Below are 20,752 nucleotides of genomic sequence, written 5' to 3'. Positions count from 1 at the left end.
TACAAAACTTTACCCCATCCGCACAGCTCTTAACCCACACTTTAGATACTTTTCCGTAGAGTGGAATCATCAAAACGCAAGCAACACACCACCAACATAAAAGGAGATTGATTATGAAAAAGCAAGTTTTGATTCCCGCTCTGCTCATCGGTACCCTCGTCACTTCCAGCATCGCCATGGCCGCTCCCGGTTTCGGCAAATTCCGCAGCGGCGACTGCGATGGCAACGGCAAAGGTCGCCAGGCAATCACTTTCGAGCAGCATGAAGAGCGGGCTGGGCAACGACTGGAGAAGATGACAGCGATCCTTGATCTGAGCGAAGAGCAGCAGGCGCAGGTCAAGCAGCTGCTGAACAATAATTGGCAAGAGCGTCAGGATGGGCGTTCAGAAATGCAGGCGGCACGTGATGCGATGCGCGAAGCTCGGCAGGCTGAGCCGTTTAACGAGGGCGCCTTCCGTACTGCAGTTGCCGAGTTGAACGAATTGAAAACCGATAAGATGGTCGAGCGGGCTCAGCAGAAAGAAGAGCTTTTTGCACTGCTGACCCCAGAACAGCAGGAAAAGGCTGAGACCCTGCGCGGTTTGATGAGTGGGCCGGGCAAGGGGAAGCACGGTGGAGGTAAAGGCTTCCGTCTCTAAAAAGTTAGAACGCACCAGTAAGCAAAACCCGGTCTCTCTATGAGGGGCCGGTTTTTGCTTACTGGTGCGGCATTAAGAATGCGCGCCACAGGACTGGCGTACAATCAGTTTGCTCGAGAGAACAACCTGTCTCGTCGGGCGTTCCGGATCCTTAATGCGTTTGAATAACATCTCACCGGCAGTTTGGCCGATAGCGTAGGTCGGCTGTTCAATGACTGTTATTGCCGGACGGATCATGGTTGTCCAAGGGGATTCATCGAAGGTTGCAAAGGCAATTTTCTGCGGGACAGCTATCTCTTTATCGCGAATTGCCCGGAACGCGCCTGTCGCCAACAGGCCGCTACTTGTCAGGATCGCTTCCGGCGGGTTTTCTGCTTCAAGAAGGCGACTGACGGCGGCATGTCCCTCAACTTCTTTTGCTGCAATTTCGATGATCAACTCTTGATCCAGGTCGAGCCCTGCTGCTCGTAGGGCAGCTTCAAAACCACTGCGCCGTTCTTGTCCTGTGACACTGTTGGCACCGAATAGCCCGGCAATCCGGCGGTAGCCATGATCAAGCAGGTGGCGGGTCAGGGTTTGCCCAGCATCAAAATTATCAATGACGACACTGTCGACAGAAATATTATTGACTTTACGGTCGATGACCACCATCGGCCCGCTATCGGCCAGCTCTTGCGGGAAGTTGCGAGCCAGCTCCCCGGTCGGCGCCAGAATGATGCCGGCAGCGTTCTCGTTCTGCATCAGTTCCAGGTACATCTTCTCCTTTTCAGGGTTTTCGTCTGTATTGCATAGGATAACGCTGTAATCGTTTGCTTGAGCAATGTCTTCCACTGCCCGACTGAGCGAAGCGAAGAAGGGATTCTGGATATCAGCCACGATCAGGCCGATTGAACTTGAGCGGCGCGACCGCAAGCTGCGGGCTGCCCGATTCGGGGTGTAGTTCAGCTCTTGAGCTACCGCCATCACTTTGTCGCGTACTGCCGGCCGTACATTCTGCTTGCCGCTGAGGACTCTTGAGACAGTGGCGGTTGAAACCCCGGCAGCTTCTGCTATGTCTTTAATTTTCATATTCGTCTCCTTGGAAGACCTAGCCTCTGTGTAATCAATTTCACGGGCTTTTTCAAGCCCTGATCACGCCACAGTCATTTACGAAAAGACCATGTTTGAACTGCGTCACAAGCGATGTTGTCTGCGACTGAAGCTTTAAAGTTAATCAATTTTTCGACTAATATAGTAATCGTTTTCAGGATTTAAGTATCTGAAAATAAAGAGCAGTAAAGATATTTAAAAAACCTGTTTGACAATCAAAATGTAATCGATTACATTTTGATTGTCAAACACTTTCGGGAGGTCGCTATGCTGAATCTGGATAAGGAATTGATCGTTCTTGGTGCTCAGGTTGCGGGAAAGAAAGAGGCGATTGAGTTGGTTGGCGACGTGTTGGTGCGAAACGGTTATATCGATGCCGCCTATGTCGCCAGCATGAACGCGCGTGAAGCAGTTGCCAACACCTTTCTCGGTAATGGCATTGCCATTCCACATGGCCTGCCGGAAGATCGCGAACTGATCAAGAAGACTGGTGTTGCTGTGCTGCAGATTCCGCAGGGAGTTGCTTGGAATCCGGGAGAAACCGTTTGTCTAGTAGTCGGTATTGCGGCCAAGTCGGACGAACATATCACCATTCTCACCAACCTGACCCACGTTCTGGATGACCCCGATACCATCTCCCGTTTGTCGCAGACTCTCGATCCGCAGGATATTATCAATGTCTTGAGCGGTTCTGTCGGCGGCATTTCCAAGGCCGCTCCAGAGATGGATCTGACAGGCTTCGAATCTGTTGAGGTTGCCATTACTGGGGAGCATGGTCTGCATGCCCGCCCAGCCACTTTCTTCGTCGATGTCGCGAGCGAGTTTTCTGCCGATGTCTATGTCGAGTTCGATGGACGAACCGGCAACGGCAAGAGCTTGGCGTCGTTGCTGAAATTAGGGGTAACGGCCGGGCAGAAGGTCCGTCTGCATGCCAAGGGTAAGGATGGCAAGAGTGCGCTCGCTGCACTCAAGGATGCGGTCGATGCAGGGCTCGGTGAAGAGTCTGAAGAAAAGATGGAAGCTTCCCAGCTTGAGCACTGTTGGGAACCGAAATCTGTCGGCCGTATTATTCCCGGCTTTAAAGCCTCCCCGGGGCTGGCGACCGGCCCGATTCGGCAGTTTGTTCATGAGCGAATAATCGTCGAAGCCAACGCGAAAGATCCGGCACACGAAAAAAGTTCTCTCAGCCAGGCTATCGCCGCCGCCAAGGTAAACCTGCAAAACCTTTATGATGAAGTGCGGGCCAAAGCCGGAGCGGGCAAGGCGGCAATCTTTCGCGCCCATATCGCTTTTCTTGACGATCCTGAGTTGCGTGCCGAAGTCGAGCAGTTGATCAATGCCGGCAAAAGTGCCGGTTTCGCCTGGCGCCAGATGATAGAAGAACGGGTACATGCCCTTGAGCAGCACAACGATTCTCTGCTTGCCGCTCGGGCAATGGATCTGCGCGATGTCGGTCGGCGGGTGTTGAAGCATCTGGCCGGCACCATCAGCGACGAACCCTTTGTGCCGACCGAACCGGTTATTCTCGTGGCGGAAGACCTGACCCCCTCCGATACCGCGAATCTCGACCCCGCTCTGATTCTCGGGCTTTGCACGGCCGGTGGTGGCCCGACCTCGCATTCTGCAATCATTGCCCGTTCTTTGGGCATTCCGGCAATTGTCGCCGCTGGGCCTTCGGTGCAGGAGATTGCAGACGGGACCATCGCTATCATTGATGGCGATGCCGGAAACCTTTATCTCGACCCGAGCCGGGAAGATCAGGATTCGGCTGAACTTGCACGCACAGCACTTGACGAAATGCGCAATCAGGAATTCAACCACCGCTTTAAACCGGCGATCACTCTGGATGACCATCGTGTCGAGGTCGTTGCCAATATTGGGAAATCAGAAGAGGCGGAGCAGGCTGTCAACGCAGGTGCCGAAGGGATTGGCCTGTTGCGCACCGAATTCCTTTTTCTCGGCCGGGAGACTCCTCCGGATGAAGAAGAGCAGTATCAACACTATAGTGACATGCTCGAGAGCCTAAACGGCCTGCCGCTGATTATCCGTACTCTCGATATCGGTGGCGATAAAGAAGTTTCCTACCTAGATTTGCCGGCTGAAGACAATCCTTTCCTCGGTGAGCGTGGTATCCGTCTCTGCTTAAACCGACCGGAGCTTTTTCTCACTCAGCTGAGGGCTATCTATCGCGCCTCCAAGCAAGGACTCGTTCGCATCATGTTGCCGATGGTGACTACGCTGGAAGAACTGGCGGCTGCCAAACGTCTGGCAGAAAAAGCGCGTATTGAAGTCGGAGCGGAGCCGGTCGAAATCGGCATTATGGTTGAGGTGCCTTCGGTTGCTGTGATGGCAGATGTTTTCGCCAAAGAGGTCGATTTTTTCTCGGTTGGAACCAACGACCTGACCCAGTATGTGATGGCGATCGATCGCCTTCATCCAACCCTCGCTGCACAGGCCGACAGCCTGCATCCATCGGTATTGAAAATGATCGATATGGTGGTACGGGCCGCGGATGAGGCGGGTATCTGGGTCGGAGTTTGCGGGGGCTTGGCGGGAGAACCGCTTGGTGCGGTCCTGCTGGCCGGTTTAGGTGTACATGAACTGAGTATGGTGATTCCGAGCGTGGCTGCAATAAAAGCGCAGCTGCGAAACATCAAAATTGAGGATGCGCGCAAGCTGGCACAGCAGGCGCTCAAATGCAGCAGCGTCAAGCAGGTGCGGAAACTCTCTTTCTGATGGAGAACGATATGTCGAAAAAAGATAAAATCGTCACTATCACCCTCAATCCGGCTATCGACCTGGCTTGCACGGTTCCAGGATTCACTTACGGTGCGGTCAATCGGGTTGTCGCTTCACGTACTGATGCCGGCGGCAAAGGGGTCAATATCGCCCGATTGCTGCGGCAGTTTGAGCTGCCGGTCGCGGCAACCGGTTTTTTGGGCGAGGATAATCCACATCTGTTCGAAAAACTGTTTCGCAATCTGGGGATCGAGGACGCCTTTGTCCGGGTACCGGGCGAAACCCGTATCGGTATTAAAATCCTCGACCCTTCCGACCACAGCACCACCGACTTGAACTTGCCGGGGCTGTCGCCGCAGCAACAACAAATCGATCAGCTGCTTAAAACTGTCAAACAACAGGCTGAGGCCGCAGCTCTAGTTATCATTGCCGGGAGTATCCCGGTCGGCTTGGATGCAGAGATCGTTGCCCAGCTTGTTAAAGTGATCAAGCAACAGGGCGCCAAGGCCTATGTCGATACCAGTGGTCCCGCCCTGCGGTTTGCGATTGACGCCCGACCATCGCTGGTAAAGCCGAATATCGATGAGCTGTCCGAATACGTCGGTCGACCGCTGCAGGTGGACGAGGCGATCGCTGAAGCCCGCAAACTGGTCAATAGCGGAATCGAAACGGTGGTGGTTTCCTTGGGGGCGGAAGGAGCCTTTTTTGTCGATGCGAGCGGCTGTGTGCAAACCAAGCCCCCCGAAATTGAAGCCGTCAGCACTGTCGGTGCCGGAGATGCCATGGTCGGAAGTTTGGCCGCAGGTCTACTCAAGGGGCTCTCTTTGGCTGAGCGGGCAAAACTGGCTACTGCCGTATCCGCCGCTATTGTTACCCATGCCGGACCGGGCCTTTCCAGTCTGGACGAAACAAACAAACTCGAACTACAAGTCCTTGTCACGGAAAAAGAATTTGACGGAGGTACAGATGAGTAAAATAGTTGCCGTAACCGCATGCCCGACAGGTGTTGCCCACACATTCATGGCTGCTGAAGCCCTAAAGAAAGTTGCTGACACTATGGGCCACGAGCTCGAGCTTGAAACCCAGGGATCGGAAGGGGCAAAAGATGTTCTTGCTCCCGATGCCATCGCCCAAGCTGATGTGGTTATCATTGCCGCCGATATCCATGTCGATCCGAGCCGTTTTGCCGGTAAGGCGATCCATGCTGTCAGCACCAGCGACGCTATTCGCCAGACCAAAGAGGTGATCGAGGCGGCTTTTGCCGAAGCCAGTCAGTACCGGGAAGAAGTACCGCAAACTGCTGACGGGGAAAAGTTTATCGTTGGCGTCACGTCCTGCCCGACCGGTATCGCTCATACTTTCATGGCAGCAGAAGCATTGAAGAAAGCAGCGGAAGAGTTGGGGCACGAAGTTAAAATCGAAACCCAGGGCTCGGTCGGGGCGAAAAATGTACTGAGCGACGATGAGATCGCCCGTGCCGATGCTGTGATCATCGCCGCGGATGCTTTTGTCGATAAAACCCGTTTTTCCGGTAAGCCACTGTTTGAAACTTCCACCAAGGAAGCTTTACACAACGGCGCCAACGCTATTCAAGCAGCACTCTCCGCCGCACCTGCAGCAAAAGGGCTTGCCAAGCAAGTAGATGATTTGAAGAGCGAACGCTCGGCGCAGCGGACCGGTCCCTACCGCCACCTGATGACCGGTGTTTCCTACATGCTGCCGGTGGTGGTCGCCGGTGGTCTGCTGATCGCCCTGGCCTTTGCTTTCGGCGGCATTTATGCCGGTGATAATGAGGGTACCCTCGGTTGGGCTCTGATGCAGATCGGTGGCGCGACCGCTTTCAAACTGTTCGTTCCGGTGCTTGGTGCATTTATCGCTTATTCTATTGCGGAACGCCCCGGCATCGCTCCCGGATTGATCGGTGGTCTGCTGGCAACGACTGTCGGTTCCGGTTTTTTAGGTGGTATTGTCGCCGGCTTTCTTGCCGGTTACCTGACCAAATTTCTGAACGATAAAATCCAGTTGCCGCAGAACCTGCAAGGACTCAAACCGGTGTTGATTCTGCCCTTCCTGTCGACCTTGATCGTTGGCCTGCTGATGATTTACGTCATCGGCCCGCCGGTGAATGTGGTGCTGACCGCCATGACCGATTGGCTACAGGGAATGCAGTCGACCAGCTCGTTGGTGCTTGGTCTTATCCTCGGTGCCATGATGGCCTTCGATATGGGCGGACCGGTCAACAAAGCTGCTTACACTTTTGGCGTCGGCCTACTTTCCAGCCAGATCTACGGGCCGATGGCTGCAATCATGGCTGCCGGTATGGTCCCTCCGCTCGGTCTGGCGTTGGCCGCTACTCTGTTCAAGAATCGCTTTACCGATGACGAGCAGGAAGCGAGTAAAGCTGCTTTTGTTCTCGGTATATCCTTTATCACCGAAGGGGCGATCCCCTTCGCCGCCCGCGATCCGTTCCGCGTTATTCCATGCATCATGCTCGGTTCAGCAGTTACCGGCGCATTGTCGATGGTCTTCGGGGCTGCGCTGATGGTTCCCCATGGCGGTATTTTCGTGCTCTTTATCCCGAATGCCGTGACCCAGTTGGTGCCTTACGCGGTGGCAATCCTTGTCGGCATGTTGGTGACGGCGGCAGCACTATTTGCGTTGAAAAAGCCGATTTCTGCAGGGAATGCAATATGATGCCGGCAATAAAAATTGCTGGAGACTGTAGATCCTCCGGTCAAGTAGAAAGTTAGACCTTTGTGTGGTTTGATGGGGGAGGTCAGGGGGCGCATGGCGGTAAAAAATTCCATGCTTAAACGATAAAATCTAACTGCGAGACCACAGGGGATTCTCTTTCGAGGATCCCCCTTTTCATTTTGTTCTTCGCCAAATTTGTAGCTGGTACCGTAGATGAAATGGATCAGCGGAACAAAATCATCAGCTCATGCTCCTGCTGAAATCATTTTTTATACTTTATAACTCAGGAGAGAGCCGGAGACCAGTAACGGTTCACTGGCCGAAATGATGGTCAATATTACTCTGGCGAAGTAGTCTTGTGAAGCGGCATTGGATGTCAGCGTCCGACTCTCACCGTTGCCAACCCTTGATTGCTTTTAGCCATGGGAAGCCTTTACAAAACTTTACACAAAGGGGGCCACTCTTAACCCACGCTTTAGATTCCTTGCCGTATAGTGACATCATCAAGACAGCGTCATAGCAACTTACATAAACGAAAAAAGGAGATTGATGATGAAAAAGCGTATTATGATTCCCTCTTTGCTTATTGGTGCCCTTATGACTGCCAGCCTGGCGATTGCTTCTCCGGGGTTTGGTGGCAAGTTCGGCCGGGGCTGCGATGGTGATTGTGCTGGCCGCAGCCAGGGGATGAGCTACGAGCAGCATGAAGAGCGGATGGGGCAGCGGTTGGAGATGATGGCTGCGGTACTTGACCTGAGCGAAGACCAGCAGTCGAAAATTAAAGCGTTGATGGATCAGCAGTGGCAGAACCGCCAGGGAGATCGCGAAGAGATGCAGGCCGCCCGTGAGGCGATGCGCGAGGCCCGTCAGGCTGACCCGTTCAACGAAGCTGATTTCCGCGCCAAGGCAGAAACAATGAATGCGCTGAAAACCGAGCGGATGATCGAGCGTGCCAAGCTGCAGGCTGATATCAAAGCGGTGCTGACTCCGGAACAGCAGGAAAAAGCTGAAACCCTGCGCGGTATGATGGGCTTCGGTAAAAAAGGTAAGCGTGGCGGTGCCCGCGGTGGTTGCCGCTCATAACAACTCTGCTGAAGGGTTGATGAAAAAAGCGGGGCTCTCAAAATCGGGAGTCCCGCTTTTTATTTAGAGTGGTTCTTCAACCTCCAAGAGAGTTGAGAAGCCTTCAGCTGCAAGGCCTGCGAAACCGCAGCTGTGAGGCGTAGCAGCGCTACGTCGATCAGCGAGGATTGAGTATAACGCAGCAGATGGGCGGTTATAGCCTCTCGCTAAAAAAGCAAAACCGGGCACTTGACGTTGTGCAGCACAAAATTGGCCACCGAGCCGAACAGCACGTCACGTATTTCGCCGGTGGTTTCACGCCGGCCGATGATCAATAACTCAAATTTTTCATCGTTGGCAACCTGCGGGATCACCCGCCTTGGTGAGCCGAATTCCAGGCGCAGATCGGTTTCAAATCCGGCTTCCTGCAGCAGGGTGGCGATCTGTTCCAACTTAACCTGCCCGGCTTTGCCGGCATTCTCCCGCACCATTTCAATCTGAAAATCGGGGATCATCCGATACGCCAACTGGTCGTTGACCACGTGCAGCAGAGTCACCTTTTGCGGCATACGATCTTTGTGCGCAATGACCTCGTTGATGGTTTTCAGCGAGGTGGCGGAGTCGTCAACCGGGATCAGAATTTTCGGCATAGCGCTCTCCTATCAGCCATATACCCATCTGGGTAGCAGTAGTACGAGATCGGGCCAGAAGGTCAATACCAACAGTATAGCAATTTGAATCAGCAAGAACGGCATGACCGCACGAGAAACGTATAAAAGGTCGCGATTAACGGTTGCCCCTGAGATATAGAGGCTGACCCCGAGCGGTGGTGTACAGTAGCCGATACCGAGGTTAATGGTCATCAGCAGGCCGAAGTGCATGGTGTCGATGCCGAACTTGGAAAGCAGCGGCAGGAAGATCGGCGTCAGGATCAATGTTGCCGAGATGATATCCATGAACATGCCGATCACCAGAAGGAGGACGTTGACCGAGAGCAGGAAAACCCATGGTGAAGAGATACTGTCGACAACAGCGTTGGCGATTTTGGTCGGGATCTGTTCAAAGGTCAGGTATTCGCCGAAGACCGAAGCGCCGGCGACGATAATCAGCAGGGTGGCCGAGGTGACCGCCGAGGAGACGATGACCTTTTTCACCTGCATCAGCTTCATGTCTTTGTGGATGAAAATTTCGACGAAAAAAGCGTAGAAACAGGCGACGACTGCTGCTTCGTTGGCGGTAAACATGCCGGAGTAGATGCCACCGAAGATCAGCACCGGCAGGAACAGCGCCCAGACGCTTTCTTTCAGGACGGCCAGGGCTTCTTTGCCGCTCGGTCGGTTGAGGGTTTTCATCCCTTTCTTTTTACAGACGATGTAAGCATAAAAACTCATTGCCAGCATGATCAGGGCGCCTGGAATGAAACCAGTCAGGAACAGCGCTTCCAGTGGATCGTTGCTGACCATGGCGTAGAGGATCATGGCGATTGACGGCGGGATGATAACACCGAGGATCGGTGCGGTGGTCATGATGCCGACGGAGAAACGCTCATCGTATTCGTTCTCGATTAATGCCGGGATCATGAAGCCGCCGATAGCAACCACGGTGGCGACGGTCGAACCGGAGATGGCGCCGAAAAAGCCGCAGGCCAGAACCCCGGCCATTGCCAGTCCGCCCGGCAGGAAGCCGACCAGCACGTTGGCGGTTTTGATCAGTTTTTCGACAATCGATCCGGTGGTCATGATGTTGCCGCAGAGAACGAAGAACATGACGACGATCAGAGCGAATTTGTCCATACTGCGGTAGAGAACTTCAATGACAATGGCCGGATCGATGCCGATCAGGTAAACCAGGCCGACGGTGCCGGTGAAGAACAACGCCATGAACACCGGTACGGTGGTGGCAAGGCAGCCGAGCAGAACGGCGAGAATCAGAAAATAACTGCTTTCCATCTTAATTCTCCCCCGTGATATCTTGCTTGCCGCGCCAGTCTTCGACCATCACGATCAACGTACGGATGAACATCATCCCCCCCATGATCGGCAGAACAATGTAAAAGTACCACTCCGGAATCTGCAGCGTGGTGGTGCGGGCGTATTCGTCCTGATACATCATCATCGTCATCTGCCAGCCGAGCTTGATCATGACAGCGGAAAAAACCAGTACTACCAGATGCGAGAAGAGAGTGAGGGGTTTTTTCAGCACCGGCATCAGCTGCGGCAGGGCATCGATACGGATCAGTGAGCGACTGCGGATCGCGGCCACGCAGCCGATATAGGTGGAGAAGAAGATGACCTTACGTACCACTTCGTCCGACCAGTAGAGGCTGACATCACTCGTCATTTTGCGCAGGACGACGTTAGCCATCGCCGTCACCAGTGCAATGGCGACAGCTGCAAACAGTGACCACTCTTCGACGAAGAGGAAGCCGCGATCAATCGCTTTGAAGGTTTTTTTCAACATTCTGTACTTCTTTCAAACAGGTTTTGCCGGTAGCTACCGACGATAAGTCTAAATGTGCCTTTACTGGCACCTTACTTTTTGCTTGTCCAAAAAGTAAGCAAAAAGGACACCCCAGCTGTTTCCGCCCGCTTCGCGGGAACCTCCACTTCATGTTATCGGGGTTCGCTCGCAAAACGTTAGCGAAATGCAGGGAACCCGAAGGGCAAGGAGGTCGGGTGCGTTTTTCTGCTTACTCTTTTGTCGCATTGCAAAAGAGTAAGGCGACGTGCGGGGGCGCAACCCCGCGACCTTACCTAAAAAACAAAAAGGGCCGGGGAGTTTTCCCCGACCCCGTAAAACGGATCGCATTATACAGGTTTAGCTATTAGCTGCCAAGCTTTGCGCGAACAGTCGACAGGTAATCGGGCTGCATTTTTTTGCCCCATTCTTCAATTACAGGCTCGGCCAGTTTTTTCAGTTCGCTAATTTCGGCGTCGGAAAGCTTGTGGAAAGTCACGCCAGCCTCTTTTGCAGCAGCAACTTGGGCCTCATGTTGCTTGCGGGTCAGGTCACGAGTGTGAGCGCTTTCCTCTCGCACGACTTTGAGGAAGGTTTCACGCAGATCTGCCGGCAGTTTGTCCAGCCAGCGCTTGTTGGTCAGGTGAACGAACAGGCCCTGGGCATAATTCAGCTCGGTGAAGTTTTTGGCAATGGTGAATTTCTTGGTGATGTTACAGACGATCGCGGTGTGGTCGAGGCCGTTGATAACGCCGGTCTGCAGGGATTGCGGTACATCGGCCCAAGGCATGACGGTGAACTGCAGCCCCCAAGACTTGTAGATATCGGCGTTGACCGGCGCTTCACCGACACGGAACATGACTTTTTTGGCAGCGGCGAGGTTATTCACCGGCTCGTTGGTCGCCCAGCCGTAGAGGCCGTAGTTGGTGATGTCGATGGCCAGGATCCCCTTGTCGGCAGCCGCATTGGCGAAGGGTTCCCAGATCTCCGGCGTATTGCGGAAGGTGTCGAGCTTATCAAATGTGTCGACGATGTAGGGCATATTGACTACACCCATTTCGTTAGCAACGTTGCCGCCGGCAAAAATAGATGAGCTGAGCATGCCATGAACTGCGCCCATTTTGACCTTGTTATAGACGTCCTTTTCCCCGCCCAGTTGCAGTAGCGGGCGATAATCGACGTAGATCTGGCCGTTAGTTGCTTCCCAGACTTTATCGCGGATGCGGTAGCCTGCTGCAACACCTTCGATAACCGGGTGGGACAGGTTGGAGAGCAGGTAGACATATTTCGCACCGCTCGGGTCGAACTTCGGCTGCCAGGCAGCCAAAGGATCTTTTTTCTTTTCAGCAGCAAATGCTGCAACCGGCAGGCAGAGGGCCAGGACCAACAGAACAACCAATAATCTCTTCATTGAGGAGCCTCCTTGTGGCGTTATGACAAAACGTCGTTTGATCTGCGCGAAAAAAAGTTAAATATTAGTAAAATCAGCTACTTAGGTTTAAACAATAGTCTTTTCGTAGGGCTTGGGTCAAGCAGAAAGGTGGGGCCTGAAAAAGAGAACGCCCCGTAAAGAGAGGCTCTACGGGGCGTTCTTTTGTTCTTTTCTGGGTGGCTTTTATTGAAGCGCAGTGCGGACTTTATCGAGGTAGTCGCTACCGATCTCTTTTGCCCACTTCTGTACGACCGGCTCAGCCAGTTCGACCAGCTTATTTTTCTCTTCAACCGGAAGTTGATTGAAAACGATGCCGTTGGCTTTTGCCGCGGCTATCTGGTCGAGTTGTTGTTTTTCGGTCAGGGCGCGGACCTTGACGCTCTCCTCGGTGATCGCAGTCAGCAGAATCTGCTGCAAATCTTCTGGCAAACTATTGAACCAACGTTTATTCATCAGGTGGACATAGAGGCCCTGGGCATAATCGATACTGGTATAGGCTTTCGCCACGGTAAATTTCTTGGTGATATTGCAGACGATCGGTGTGTGATCAAGGGCGCTGATGACACCAGTCTGCAGTGCTTGTGGCACATCAGCCCACGGCATAACGGTGAACTGAAAGCCCCAGGCTTTGTAAAGATCGACATTGACCGGTGCCTGAGCAATCCGGAAGAGCTGCTGCTTGGCTTCGTCGATACTTTTGACCGGTGTTTTGGTTGCCCAGCCGTAACTGCCGTAACCGGTGAAATCAACAACTTTTATCCCTTTTTTGTCGGCATCGGCACCAAATTCACGGAACAGTTCTTCGTTGCTGCGGAATTGATCCAGTTTGGCAAAGCTATCGATCAAAAACGGCAGATTGACGATACCAAGGCGTGGCGAAACATTCGGGGCCAGAACCGAAGAGCAGAGCATCCCCTGGATTGCACCCATCTGCAGTTTGCGCAGGACATCCTTCTCCCCGCCAAGCTGCGAAATTGGCCGGTAGTCGACGTAGAGACGGCCGTTCGATTCTTCCCAGACGCGATCGCGGATGCGGTAGCCGACAGTGCCTCCTTCAATCGCCGGATGGGCGACTGTTGACAGCAGATATGTGTACTCTGCTTTGCTTGGATCGAACTTCGGCTGCCAGGCCGCCAGGGGGTCGGCGGAAAACGCGCTGAGCGGTAGCAGCAAGCAGAGCAGAAGACAGGCAAATACTCGACACTTCATTGTGTTCCTCCTTGGTAAAAAAGAATGTTATATCACTAAACTTATCGGCGGCATTCTCTCACAAATGTCTGGACTATGGAACTAAATATGCTAATAGGTTGAAAGGGGTAAAATTCGTTCTTGAGTTGCCCCCACTTCTAATATATATTGTTTTTCATATGTTTCTTGGGAGGAGACACCTGATGAATCTTTGGTTAACCAATTTCAGTATCCGTTTTCCGAAACTGATTTTGTTGCTTACGCTGATTGTTACCGTCCTTTTCGGTGCCCAATTTCCTAAGGTTACGTTTGATAATGACCCGGAAAACATGCTCCCGGCCGATGAGCCGATTCGTGTTTTTCATCAGGAAGTTAAAGAGAAGTATGCTCTCTACGACTTCGTCATCGTCGGGATTGTTAACGATAAGGATCCAGCCGGTGTATTCAACCCGGCGACCCTTGGCCGTATCGATCATCTGACTAAGGAATTGCTCAGTTTGCAGAAGGGCGCAGACGGACTGCCACAGGTCGGGACTTTCGATGAAGACGGCAAGCGCGCCGGTGAGCGCAGCATCGATCTGAGTCCTGACGGCGCATGGCAGCGGGCGCTCAATGTCGCCTTCAATCACGCACCGAACCGACTGTTTGACGAGGAAGGCCAGAGTATCATTATCGGCCGCGAGCTGATTTCGCCGAGTGTTGTCGATAACATCAAGCAGGCCGATCTCGGTTCGCTCAAACTTGAATACCTGATGGAGCAGGCGCCGAAGACAGCGTCCGAAGCGAAGGTGATCCGCGATGATGCCATGAACAATCCGCTCTATGCGGGCACCTTGGTGTCAGAAGATGAGAAGGCGATCTGCCTCTATATTCCAATCCAGAAAAAGATTTACAGTTACAACGTCGCCAGCCTGGTGCAGAACCTTACTGCTGACTGGCCGCAGGCCGACCAGGTGTTCATCACCGGCCAGCCGGTCGCCCAGGACACCTTCGGCATCGAGATGCTGGTGCAGATGGCGACCTCTGCGCCGATGGCCGGGCTGATGATTTTCCTGTTGCTGCTGTTCTTCTTCCGCAATCTCAGTTTGATCATCGCGCCGATGATCGTTGCCATTGTCAGTGTTATAACGACCATGGGCCTGCTGATCGGCCTCGGCTTCGATGTGCATATCATGAGCTCGATGATCGCCATCTTCCTGATGCCGATTGCGGTCGCTGACTCGGTGCACATCCTCAGCGAATTTTATGATACCTATCCGCGCTTCAAGGACAAGGCGGAGACGGTCCGTTACGTTATCGGCCATCTGTTCCGACCGATGCTCTATACCACCCTGACCACCATCGCCGGTTTTGCCTCTCTCGGCACCACGCCGATCCCGCCGGTGCAGGTGTTCGGTCTGCACGTCGCCTTCGGTGTCGGCATGGCCTGGCTGCTCAGTATGACCCTGATCCCGGCTTACATTCTGCTGCTGGTACCGGAAAAGCAGCTCGAGAAGCTGGAACTGAGCACTGGCGAAGAAGCGCCGAAGAGCGGTCTACTCACCCGTTTTCTCCAGGGCCTGGGGGCCTTCAGCACTTTGCGCTACCGGGTCATTCTGATATTCACGATGGTTGCCGTGGTGGTCGCGCTGGTCGGTATCAGCCGGATTAAGGTCAACGATAACCCGGTTAAATGGTTCAGCCCGGAGCATGATATACGCGTCGCCGACCGGGTTCTCAACAGCCATTTCGGCGGGACTTACACCGCCTACCTGACGCTGGCGTCAACCCAGCCGGGGCTGTGTGATTGCGAAGAGAACTCGGCCGAGATGGCGAAAGAGGTCGAAAAGCGTTTCGGCGCCGAGTACCCGGAAGAAGTTGCCCTGTTCAAGGCCAAGCTGCAGGAGCTGCGTGATCGTTACGGTAAGGTTTCCAGCCGTGACGTAGCCCGCGCTTTCGTCGAACTGGTACAGCTTGCAGAAGAGCTGGACAGTGGCAGCACTGCGGTCTGGGCCGATCTGGCGGATGAGATCAACTACCTCGATCCTGAAGGCTTGACTGTCGAAGTGTTGCACAATTGGATTTCTCCGCAGGAAAAACTGCCAAAACGGTTCAAGCAGCGGGTTCACCAGGAAATCCATACACAAACACACTTAACTGGCGAAGCCCTGATCGATGCTGCTCTGGCGGTCACCGACCGTTACACTGCCAACTCTTTCGTCGATTTTGTCTACGAGATGCAGGCCGAACTGACCGCACCGCTGTTCAAGCGGCCGGAAATGCTGCGCTATCTCGAGCGGTTGCAGCAGCATTTGACCAACAACCAAGTGGTCGGCAAAACCTCGTCGGCGGTCGATTCGCTGAAAAAAGCATCCTACGAGTTGAACTACCTGGAGCCGCCGGGCGGCTTGGGGCAGGCTGAGATGGATGCCTACCATGAGCGCAACCAGTCGCACAATTCCATCCCCGATTCAGCGGCGGCGATCGGCCAGGTCTTCGTCCAGCTCGAAGGGATGAAGAAGAAGGACAGCCTGTTCCACCTGATCACCCGCGACTATCAGGAAGCGAACGTCTGGGTGCAGCTGACTAGCGGTGATAACCAGGACATGGTGTCCGTGGTTGACGATCTGGAAAAATACCTGGAAGCTAACGAACCGCCGACCCCGCTGAAGATCGAGTGGGCTGGACTGACCTACCTCAATGTCGTCTGGCAGGAGAGGATGGTCAACGGCATGATGACCTCGCTGGTCAGCTCTTTCGTCGTCGTTCTGGTGATGATGGTGATGCTGTTCCGCTCGCCGCTGTTCGGACTGTTGGCGATGATTCCGTTGACCATCACTATCATGGTCAGCTACGGCATCATCGGCCTGGTCGGCAAGGACTACGATATGCCGGTGGCGGTGCTTTCGGCTCTGACTTTGGGGCTGAGTGTCGACTTCGCTATCCACTTTCTGCAGCGCTCGCGCGAACTGCAGGAGCAGACCGGTGACTGGTTTGCTGCGGCGAAGATGATGTTTATGGAGCCAGCGATGGCGATCAGCCGCAACGCCATCATTATCGCTGTCGGCTTTACCCCGCTGTTGCTGGCGCCGCTGGTACCATACCAGACCGTCGGCTTCTTCCTGGCAACCATCATGGCGGTTTCCTGGCTGGCGACCCTGTTCATCCTGCCGGCCCTGCTGACGCCGTTGCAGAAGCTGGCTTTCCGTAAAAAAGAAGACTGATACTGATCCGACAACAAGGAGATTTGATATGAAATCGTTACGTTTTTTCGTTTTAACCGCTCTTGCCGTGGCACTTTTGGCGGCACCGGTCATTGCTGCCGGTTTGACTGCCGAGGAGATTGTTGAGAAGGCGAATCGCGCCTCTTATTACGCCGGTAAGGATGGCAAGGCGGATATTGTCATGACGATCACGGCTGCTGACGGCAGTACCCGCAGCCGTGAATTCACCATGCTCAGACTCAATGACGAAGGCGACGATCAGAAGTTTTACGTCTACTTCCAAGCCCCGGCCGATGTGCGCAAGATGGCTTTTCTGGTCTGGAAGAATGCCGGGCGTGACGATGATCGCTGGCTCTGGCTGCCGGCCCTCAACCTGAAAAAGCGGATTGCACCGGGCGACAAGCGGACCAGCTTCGTCGGCTCCGATTTCTTCTACGAGGATGTTTCCGGTCGTGGCACCGATGAGGACAATCACAGCCTGCAGGAAGAGACCGCAGATGCTTATGTGTTGCGCAGCGAACCGAAAGATGCCGATGCTGTCGAGTTCGCCTGGTACCAGGTCTGGATCGATAAGCAGACCTTCCTGCCGATGAAAGCAATCTACTACGATCGCCAGGGGCAGGCGTACCGCCAAGTCGAAGCGCTCAAAGTCGAGACGATCGATGACCATCCGACTGTCATCGAGGCCAAGGCTGCTGATTTGAAAGCTGGAACCAGTACGGTGAACAGTTTCAGTAACATCAGTTACGATAACGGTTTTAACTCCCGCATTTTTACCGAGCGCTTCCTGCGTCGTCCACCGCGTGAAGTGGGTAACTAAAGGTTCCTGCTGAAAGGAAGAGGGTAAAAGTGTGAAGAAACTATTTTTGTTCTGCGTTTTTCTGCTGCTGCCATGGCAGGCCTTTGCCTTTGAACTGGCGGACTTGCACGGTTTCGCCGATCTGCGGGCTGGAACTCGGCTGCAGGAGGATGGCTATCAACGGGATACCAGCATCCTGGAAGGGCGCCTGCAGCTCGATTATCAGCAGCGGTTTGATGCCGTCACTTTGCAACTGCGAGGAGATCTGGTCGCCGATGATGTCACGTCCGATCACGATTTCGACCTGGAAGAGGGAACCGGTTTCCTCGATCTGCGTGAGGCGAACCTGCTTTTTTCACCGACCTACAGCATGGATGTGAAGATCGGTCGGCAGATCCTCACCTGGGGCACCGGTGACCTGTTGTTTATCAACGATATGTTTCCGAAAGACTGGCAGTCGTTTTTCATCGGCCGTGACGAAGAATACCTGAAAGCGCCGTCCGATGCGGCGATGATCAGCTTCTTTCCGCAGTGGGCGACCGTTGACCTGGTGCTGACGCCGCGCTTCGACAGCGATCGCTACCTGAGTGGGCAGCGAATCTCTTATTGGAACCCTACTCTTGGCCGCATTGCGGGCCGAGACGCCGTGATCAACGCCGACCAGCCAGACGACTGGTTCGAAGATTACGAGCTGGCCAGCCGTGTGTCGAAAAATATCGAGGGTTATGAATTAGCCCTCTACGGCTACCGCGGATTCTGGAAATCGCCGGTCGGCTATAATGCGGATAGTGGTCGGGCTGCCTCGACACGACTGAATGTTTATGGCGGCAGTGTCCGTGGCTCCTTCCGGGGTGGTATCTTCAATGTTGAGCTCGGCTATTACGATTCCCGCGCCGACCGTGATGGTGATGATGCCTTTCAGCCGAACAGCGAAATGCGTTACCTGTTGGGTTACGAGCGCGAGCTGGCAAAAGAGCTGACCGGCAGTGCCCAGTTTTACCTGGAACAGCTGCTCGATTATGACGAGTACAAAGACAGTTTGCCTGCTGGGCAGAAGAAGCGGGATCAATACCGCCAGGTGTTGACGGTGCGTTTGACGAAACTGCTGATGCAGCAGAAGCTGACGGCCAGTCTGTTTACCTATTTTTCACCGACTGATAAAGATTTCTACCTGCGACCGAACGTGAGATACAAGCTGACCGATCGTTGGTTGGTGACGTTCGGTGGCAACCTTTTTGGTGGCACAGAGGATTATACGTTCTTTGGCCAACTGGAAGATAACTCGAATGTTTATGCCGGGCTCAGATACAGCTTCTGAATGCCGCAAAGAATCGATAAAGGAGAAAATTATGACTGTTAATCGTTATTTACGTCTCGTCGCAGGATTTTTCGTTATGCTCAGCGTCGTCCTGTCGCAGGTGCATTCCCCTTACTGGCTTTACTTCACAGGTTTTGTCGGACTCAACCTGTTTCAGAGTGCCTTCACCGACTGGTGTCCACTGATCACCATCTTAAAAAAGGCGGGGGTCAAAGAGGGCTAAACGTCACGGGGAAGAGAATAAAAAACCGGGAGCAGCAACGCTGCTCCCGGTTTTTTTGTGCCTGTCTTCAGCCCATTCAGTCTTTGTGGTGCGCTGCTGCCGCTTGCTGGGAGATATAGTCATGGCCCCATTTTCGCAGTTTGTCGGTCAGCTTCTCCAGCTCTTCTATCTCGCTAAAGATCGCTGTCGTTTTGGCGACGTTACGGTGGAGTCGCTTCTCTGCAATCGTGAAATGTTCAGTGATCCGTTCCGATGCCTGCTGCTGGTAGGTGTTGGCATCGATGATCGCTTTGATCTGTTCATCCCGATCGGCCAGGCCACGGTCAAGGTTGCGGGTTGCTTTTAATTGCTCGTCCATACCGTTGGCGACCTGGTCGGCGGCCGATTTCATTTCGGTGACACCATCCTGAATCCGGCTGACGCCGGTGCGCTGTTCTTTCATGGCGCGGGCGACGGCACGTACCGAGCGCAAACTCTGCCCGGCTTCGTTCAGCATCAGCCGGGCCCGTTCACCCTGGGCACTGGTTAACTGGCTGATCTCGTCGGTTGCGGCGGATGCCAGGCCAACAGAGTGAACGATCTGGTTGAGGGCATCGCCTGTGCGCAGGGAGTTTTCCTTGCCTTGGCTGACCCGCCGGACAGTAGCTTCAACTGCGGTGAGCGCTTCAGCGGTATCTTTACTGATCGCCTGGATGATGCGCTGGATATCCTGAGCGCTGTCGGTGGTGCGGTCGGCCAGATCTTTGATTTCATCGGCCACCACGGCGAAGCCTTTGCCTTCGTCACCTGCTTTAGCGGCGATGATGGCAGCATTGAAGGCGAGTAGCTCGGTATCTCCAACCAGATCCTTGATGACACCGATGATTTTCCCGACTTCCAGAGCCTGATGGGCGAGGCGTTCCATCGCGGACATTGCCTGTTGACTTTCAGTCGCCATCAGGTCGATTTCGTTCAGGGTTTGGGTCATCATCTGCAGGCCTTCCTCGGCGTCCTGCTTAACTTTCTGGACCGCTTCGTTGCCGGCAGCCGAACCTTTGCGAATCCGCTCGAAGGATTCACCGATGGAATCGAGCTGCTGCGCGGTGTCTTCCACCGAACGGGCAATATCTTCCGCCTGGTTGGCGACTTCACGCACGCTGGCTGTCATTTCTTCCACCGCCGTTGTCGTCTCGATGAACTTGGCTGTGGAATGGTCCATCGCCCGTGCCATCTCTTCCAACGACTGTGACAATTCTCGCGACAGTGCCGCCTCGTCCTGCGACTGATCAGCAAAGGTTTTGATCAGGTTGACCACGTCGCGCTGTTTGGCTTCCATGATCTCAACATCTTTGCGCGTGACCTTGGCAGCCGCCAGCCCTTCGTTGGCGCGGTCGGCCAGGTAAAGAGTCGACTGGCTCAATGAACGGTAATAAGGTATCAGCCGGCTTGAAGTGCTCATCACCTCCTGGAACAGCTGGTGGACCTGGTTGATCCCTTCCTCCATGACATGGGCCATTCCTTCCAGGTTTTCATCGCCGATTTCGGTTTCACCGATCAGCGGCTCCAGCATGTCCAGCTGGTGACGCAGCTGCTTTTTCAAGGTGTTGCGGACAAACAGGTAGGAAATAGCGGCTACGGCGTAGCCGGCCAGGACCGCCACGGCAATAAAGCTGGCCGAAAATGCGACATCGCCGATGATCGGCTTGACAGCAAAGGGGAATACCGCTGCCGTGGCAAAGCCGACGAGATGAGTAAAATAAAGGACTTTATGCAGATAACTGAGCCTTGCCGGCTGTCCCTGAGACATATCAGTATCCCTTGCGGAAAAAAAGAATCTCGATAGCGCAACATCACAGCATTGGAAAACTGTAAAACAAGACAATTAATTATCACAAATATAGAGTTGCAGCAAGCAATTGCCCTGCTTTCTC

The 20,752-nt window shown here is 53.9% G+C and carries 16 protein-coding genes; 9 read left to right on the top strand and 7 right to left on the bottom strand.

The window, feature by feature from the left end; all coding sequences use genetic code 11:
• Nucleotides 1–113 precede the first annotated feature (113 nt).
• Nucleotides 114–638 (top strand): Spy/CpxP family protein refolding chaperone, encoded by a 525-nt coding sequence (locus BUB13_RS10845; protein WP_072908774.1) that lies wholly within the window; start codon nt 114–116, stop codon nt 636–638.
• A 72-nt stretch (nt 639–710) separates the two neighbouring features.
• Here the strand turns inward: BUB13_RS10845 and BUB13_RS10840 are convergent, their stop codons facing one another.
• A complete protein-coding gene (locus BUB13_RS10840) occupies nt 711–1,706 on the bottom strand; it encodes a LacI family DNA-binding transcriptional regulator (protein ID WP_072908773.1) in 996 nt (331 codons plus the stop codon).
• Between the two features lie 288 nt (nt 1,707–1,994).
• On the opposite strand from BUB13_RS10840, the gene ptsP reads away from it, so the two are divergent.
• The 4 genes from ptsP (at nt 1,995) to BUB13_RS10820 (ending at nt 8,243) form a co-directional block, all read left to right on the top strand.
• Nucleotides 1,995–4,463, top strand: coding sequence for a phosphoenolpyruvate--protein phosphotransferase (ptsP, locus tag BUB13_RS10835; RefSeq protein WP_072908772.1), 2,469 nt, complete (start codon nt 1,995–1,997; stop codon nt 4,461–4,463).
• On the top strand, nt 4,424–5,440 hold the full coding sequence (gene pfkB, locus BUB13_RS10830; protein ID WP_084092025.1) for a 1-phosphofructokinase: 1,017 nt from the start codon (nt 4,424–4,426) through the stop codon (nt 5,438–5,440). The genes ptsP and pfkB overlap by 40 nt, the downstream gene beginning before the upstream one ends.
• On the top strand, nt 5,433–7,160 hold the full coding sequence (locus BUB13_RS10825) for a PTS fructose-like transporter subunit IIB (protein WP_072908771.1): 1,728 nt from the start codon (nt 5,433–5,435) through the stop codon (nt 7,158–7,160). Before pfkB ends, BUB13_RS10825 begins: the two co-directional genes overlap by 8 nt.
• Before the next feature lie 552 nt (nt 7,161–7,712).
• Nucleotides 7,713–8,243: a Spy/CpxP family protein refolding chaperone gene (locus BUB13_RS10820; protein ID WP_072908770.1), complete on the top strand. Its 531-nt coding sequence runs from the start codon at nt 7,713–7,715 to the stop codon at nt 8,241–8,243.
• Nucleotides 8,244–8,449: 206 nt separating this feature from the next.
• On the opposite strand, the gene BUB13_RS10815 is transcribed toward BUB13_RS10820, so the two are convergent.
• The 5 genes from BUB13_RS10815 to BUB13_RS10795 form a co-directional block, all read right to left on the bottom strand.
• Nucleotides 8,450–8,872 (bottom strand): universal stress protein, encoded by a 423-nt coding sequence (locus BUB13_RS10815; protein ID WP_072908769.1) that lies wholly within the window; start codon nt 8,870–8,872, stop codon nt 8,450–8,452.
• Nucleotides 8,873–8,884: 12 nt separating this feature from the next.
• Entirely contained in the window at nt 8,885–10,171 is a 1,287-nt protein-coding gene (locus BUB13_RS10810; RefSeq protein ID WP_072908768.1) for a TRAP transporter large permease, read from the bottom strand.
• A gap of 1 nt (nt 10,172) precedes the next feature.
• Nucleotides 10,173–10,682 carry a TRAP transporter small permease gene (locus tag BUB13_RS10805; RefSeq protein ID WP_072908767.1) on the bottom strand — a complete coding sequence of 170 codons (510 nt, stop codon included), beginning with the start codon at nt 10,680–10,682 and terminating at the stop codon, nt 10,173–10,175.
• Nucleotides 10,683–11,046: 364 nt separating this feature from the next.
• Entirely contained in the window at nt 11,047–12,090 is a 1,044-nt protein-coding gene (locus BUB13_RS10800; protein ID WP_072908766.1) for a TRAP transporter substrate-binding protein, read from the bottom strand.
• A gap of 204 nt (nt 12,091–12,294) precedes the next feature.
• Nucleotides 12,295–13,320: a TRAP transporter substrate-binding protein gene (locus tag BUB13_RS10795; RefSeq protein ID WP_072908765.1), complete on the bottom strand. Its 1,026-nt coding sequence runs from the start codon at nt 13,318–13,320 to the stop codon at nt 12,295–12,297.
• A gap of 182 nt (nt 13,321–13,502) precedes the next feature.
• Between BUB13_RS10795 and BUB13_RS10790 the strand changes: the two genes are divergently transcribed.
• From BUB13_RS10790 to BUB13_RS10775, 4 genes are read left to right on the top strand one after another with little or no spacing between them, the layout of a single operon-like run.
• Nucleotides 13,503–16,502 (top strand): efflux RND transporter permease subunit, encoded by a 3,000-nt coding sequence (locus BUB13_RS10790; protein WP_072908764.1) that lies wholly within the window; start codon nt 13,503–13,505, stop codon nt 16,500–16,502.
• A 28-nt stretch (nt 16,503–16,530) separates the two neighbouring features.
• On the top strand, nt 16,531–17,322 hold the full coding sequence (locus tag BUB13_RS10785) for an outer membrane lipoprotein-sorting protein (protein WP_072908763.1): 792 nt from the start codon (nt 16,531–16,533) through the stop codon (nt 17,320–17,322).
• Between the two features lie 31 nt (nt 17,323–17,353).
• Entirely contained in the window at nt 17,354–18,619 is a 1,266-nt protein-coding gene (locus BUB13_RS10780) for a hypothetical protein (protein WP_072908762.1), read from the top strand.
• A gap of 31 nt (nt 18,620–18,650) precedes the next feature.
• Nucleotides 18,651–18,842 carry a YgaP family membrane protein gene (locus BUB13_RS10775; protein WP_072908761.1) on the top strand — a complete coding sequence of 64 codons (192 nt, stop codon included), beginning with the start codon at nt 18,651–18,653 and terminating at the stop codon, nt 18,840–18,842.
• A 76-nt stretch (nt 18,843–18,918) separates the two neighbouring features.
• Here BUB13_RS10775 and BUB13_RS10770 read toward each other — a convergent pair whose 3' ends face one another.
• The gene (locus BUB13_RS10770) at nt 18,919–20,628 is read right to left on the bottom strand and encodes a methyl-accepting chemotaxis protein (protein ID WP_072908760.1); all 1,710 of its coding nucleotides are present in this window, start codon (nt 20,626–20,628) and stop codon (nt 18,919–18,921) included.
• Nucleotides 20,629–20,752 lie beyond the last annotated feature (124 nt).

It is taken from the genome of Malonomonas rubra DSM 5091 (genome assembly GCF_900142125.1).
Classification (GTDB): Bacteria; Desulfobacterota; Desulfuromonadia; order Desulfuromonadales; family Geopsychrobacteraceae; genus Malonomonas; species Malonomonas rubra.
This window is presented reverse-complemented; position numbering and strand designations above follow the sequence as displayed.